Below are 3,152 nucleotides of genomic sequence, written 5' to 3'. Positions count from 1 at the left end.
GGGTCTTGGTGAGCGGATCGGCTGCGTGGGCATCCTCAAAGGATCGGCAGTCGCAACCGGGGCAGCACAGCGGGGGCCAATATTCACTGTCTTTGTGCTGGTCGACGGTCCTGAAACAGACCGTGCAAACGTGATCCATGATGTCTCCAGCGCCTAACCCGGCGCCCAAGAGCGAGCCCGCGCTATCGGGCGTCGCTGTTGTTGGTAGGCCCGGAGTAGCGCGGGCCGCCTTGGCTCTGTTCGTTAGATCGCGCCGGCAACGCACGCGGTAAGCCGCGTCGCAAAGTAGATGGCTGCGGCCGTTGCCGTCGCCGCCAGCATTGCCAGGGAAAAGGCAAGAAACATCGTCCAGTCCAAATACCGCGGCTCGCGCGATCTAACACGACGCCCAAGAGGGACGCGCGCCATCGGGCTCTGTGCTGGTTTGCCGGTGTCGTGCATGGCGCGCGCCCCTTGGCCTTGTACGTTAGGCTCGGAAAAGGGCCGTCCTTGGCTCTGTATGTTAGGCTCCATATTCCTCCACATCGCAATCGTGCGACAGGGCAGCCTGGTAGCCGTTTGATCTGGCTTCCTTCAGGTCGTTCGGCAGGCTAGCGTTCAGAAGGATCGCGGCATCTACCGCACTCGCCAATCTGGTCAGTCCCTTGTCTGATAGGTAGTCGGCAGCCTCCCGCAATAGTGAGACCGTCTCTGTGTCCAGTGCCATAGCCTAACCTTCGCTTAAAAACCGAGCTCCGCCACGGGCTCTGAGTGGGTTGAGAGGGCAGCGGACGGCGGGGCCGCTTTAGCCCGGTTCGTTAGGTGCCTAGCCGCGCATCCGCAACGGGAGAAAAATCGGCCACAGCATGACTATGCCAAGCTGAAGTCTGAGCGAGGTTAAAATTTTGGCGTCAATGCCTGTCAGGTGCATTGCGTCGCCAATGCCGACCAGTTCGAGCGTCGCCTTGAGCGTCGTAAGCCCGGCCCAAAGGTATGTGATCGCCAGCGAAACAAGCAATACAGTAACCATATTATCTCCGGAGCCTAACCCTCGGCTCAAAATCGAGCCCCGCCATCGGGCTCTGAGTGGATTGATAGGGCAGCGGTTGGCGGGGCCGCTTTAGCCCGGTTCGTTAGGATCAAGAATCAGCCGCCAGCAGCCTGGCCCAAGCCATCAGCCCCCGCTTGCGGTTTCCGCCGTTAATGCGGACCAGCAGGGCCGCCTGCTGGTACCGGTGATGCACGGCCTTCTCACTGATGATCGTGCCGTCCTGGAGCCGGACAATCCCGCCCATGTGGACGCGGATCGGGCCGCGCTCCCAGACTGCGCCCGCCATGTGCTGCCATCCTGGACCTGGAGAAAACGACTTCCTAACAAGCGGTTTAAAAGCGAGCGCGGCGCTGTAGCCAATGGCGACGTTGGCAACGGACTCAAGAGCGGAATGGATGCGGGTCTGGGACATGCGGGTGCTCGGTTGTTTCAGTCTAGTTCGCTAGTGGCCCGTCTCGGCCTAGAACATGTTAGGCGCCAGACTCAGCGCGCAGTGCCCGCCCTTCGCGCCAGCATGACCCGAGATAGGCCATGCTGAAGACGGTCCCGCAGCTATGCGGGTATTTGCGGACGATCCGCAGGAGCCGAACGGGCTTCTGCCATGCGCCCGTTTTGGAGCATCCGAGGTTTATTGCGGCCAAGTCCGGGCGGCCACTCTTCGCCAGCGCAAGGATATCTCTCACTTTCACATCAGACTCCAGCGCCTAACACGGCGCCCAAGAGCGAGCGCCCGCCATCGGCGCCCAGGTTTGTTAATAGGTCGGCGCTTGGCGGGCGCCGCCTTGGCTCTGTTCGTTAGGCATCAGTGAATCGCCGCAGAATGCTGAATGCCAGCATCGGCGGACGTGATGTCGGAGTCCTCGGTGTCGGTGAAGATCGCGGTCAACACCAGGGCGCCTACTGCATCAGCCCATGCCCATCCTTCAGGCGGAGGATAGATCGGATTGCGGAAATCGACGCCCTTCTCTCGGCACCAGCGGATAGCTTCGTTTCTCGTCGCGTCCATATAGGCCCCAGCGCCTAACACGGCGCCCAAGAGCGAGCCCGCGCTATCGGGCGTCGCTGTTGTTGGTAGGCCCGGAGTAGCGCGGGCCGCCTTGGCTCTGTTCGTTAGATGCTCAGCGCGCGCCAAGCCTCAGCGGCGCAAGCTGGGACTTGCCCATTCCCAAGGGCGCGAACGCGGTCCACCCGAGCGGCCACCCCATGAGCCACTCGACCCACGTCGGGTTCAACTGCCCACCAACTCTGTCGTTGAGATTGCTCATCCCATGCCCCTGCGCCTTCTTGGCTGCGATGTACTCCGGGGTGTGCGCCGGGAAGTGGTCGCGCGCTTGCGGTGTTGGCCACAGTTTGTAATGGCTGTTGGGGTTCCCTCTCACCGCCTGAATTAGATCGCCCCGCCCGCCCCTCTCTCCGTCTTGTGCTCTGATCGTCGGCAACAATCCAAAGCCTCGCGCGTAAGTGGGGCGCTCCGACATCGGCCGCTCCCAGCACTCCCCATCGCGCATCGAACCCCAGCGCGGCCAGGTCTCCGAGAACCACTCCGAGCCCTCGAACAGTGAGCATTGGCGAGTTTTCCACAAACGCATAGCGGGGTCGTACTTCACTGATGATTCGCGCCATTTCCAACCACAGTCCGCTGCGCTCTCCGGTGATTCCGGCCCCCTTTCCGGCCGCGCTGATGTCCTGGCAGGGGAACCCGCCAGATACCACGTCAACACGTCCGCGCCAAGGTCGTCCGTCAAAGGTGCAAACGTCATCCCAAATCGGGAAAGGCGCGAGAAATCCGTCATTCTGTCTTGCGAGCAATACGCTTGCAGCGTAGGCGTCTCGCTCAACTGCGCAGACGGTTCGCCACCCGAGCAGCTTGCCGCCGAGTATTCCTCCACCCGCGCCCGCGAATAAAGCCAGCTCATTCATTTAGCACCGCAATAAAGAAAAGAAAGAAAACGCATCTAACAATTGCCTTAAAAGCGACCGCGCGCCACGAAGGGCGGTGCGGTTTGCAAGGGCAGTGGTGGCGCGCGTCGCTTTAGCCCTGTTCGTTAGCCGCGGGTGGCCCCAAGGCGGTCCTCATCGCGCCGCCGGCAGGAACTCCAGCACCACCACCGCCTTCGGTGCC

General features: G+C 61.8%; 6 protein-coding genes. All 6 read right to left on the bottom strand.

The window, feature by feature from the left end; genetic code table 11:
* Positions 1 to 243: 243 nt before the first annotated feature.
* On the bottom strand, positions 244 to 441 hold the full coding sequence (locus QZY44_RS01355; RefSeq protein ID WP_295441208.1) for a hypothetical protein: 198 nt from the start codon (positions 439 to 441) through the stop codon (positions 244 to 246).
* Positions 442 to 502: 61 nt separating this feature from the next.
* Positions 503 to 706, bottom strand: coding sequence for a hypothetical protein (locus tag QZY44_RS01350; protein ID WP_295441204.1), 204 nt, complete (start codon positions 704 to 706; stop codon positions 503 to 505).
* A gap of 99 nt (positions 707 to 805) precedes the next feature.
* Positions 806 to 1,009, bottom strand: coding sequence for a hypothetical protein (locus QZY44_RS01345; RefSeq protein ID WP_295441201.1), 204 nt, complete (start codon positions 1,007 to 1,009; stop codon positions 806 to 808).
* Between the two features lie 109 nt (positions 1,010 to 1,118).
* Positions 1,119 to 1,442, bottom strand: coding sequence for a hypothetical protein (locus tag QZY44_RS01340; RefSeq protein WP_295441198.1), 324 nt, complete (start codon positions 1,440 to 1,442; stop codon positions 1,119 to 1,121).
* Between the two features lie 390 nt (positions 1,443 to 1,832).
* Positions 1,833 to 2,036, bottom strand: a complete 204-nt coding sequence (locus QZY44_RS01335; RefSeq protein ID WP_295441195.1) for a hypothetical protein — start codon at positions 2,034 to 2,036, stop codon at positions 1,833 to 1,835.
* A 104-nt stretch (positions 2,037 to 2,140) separates the two neighbouring features.
* Entirely contained in the window at positions 2,141 to 2,950 is an 810-nt protein-coding gene (locus QZY44_RS01330; RefSeq protein WP_365302973.1) for a DNA cytosine methyltransferase, read from the bottom strand.
* Between the last annotated feature and the right edge of the window lie 202 nt (positions 2,951 to 3,152).

Source organism: uncultured Thiodictyon sp., from assembly GCA_903837595.1.
Classification (GTDB): domain Bacteria; phylum Pseudomonadota; class Gammaproteobacteria; order Chromatiales; family Chromatiaceae; genus Thiodictyon.
Note: the sequence above shows the minus strand (reverse complement) of the source record. Positions and strands in the feature narration are given on the sequence as shown.

Coding starts and splice junctions, on each gene's coding strand:
- QZY44_RS01340 (WP_295441198.1), bottom strand. CDS start 1,442: ATGTCCCAGACCCGCATCCATTCCGCTCTTGAGTCCGTTGCCAACGTC.
- QZY44_RS01350 (WP_295441204.1), bottom strand. CDS start 706: ATGGCACTGGACACAGAGACGGTCTCACTATTGCGGGAGGCTGCCGAC.
- QZY44_RS01330 (WP_365302973.1), bottom strand. CDS start 2,950: ATGAATGAGCTGGCTTTATTCGCGGGCGCGGGTGGAGGAATACTCGGC.
- QZY44_RS01355 (WP_295441208.1), bottom strand. CDS start 441: ATGCACGACACCGGCAAACCAGCACAGAGCCCGATGGCGCGCGTCCCT.
- QZY44_RS01345 (WP_295441201.1), bottom strand. CDS start 1,009: ATGGTTACTGTATTGCTTGTTTCGCTGGCGATCACATACCTTTGGGCC.
- QZY44_RS01335 (WP_295441195.1), bottom strand. CDS start 2,036: ATGGACGCGACGAGAAACGAAGCTATCCGCTGGTGCCGAGAGAAGGGC.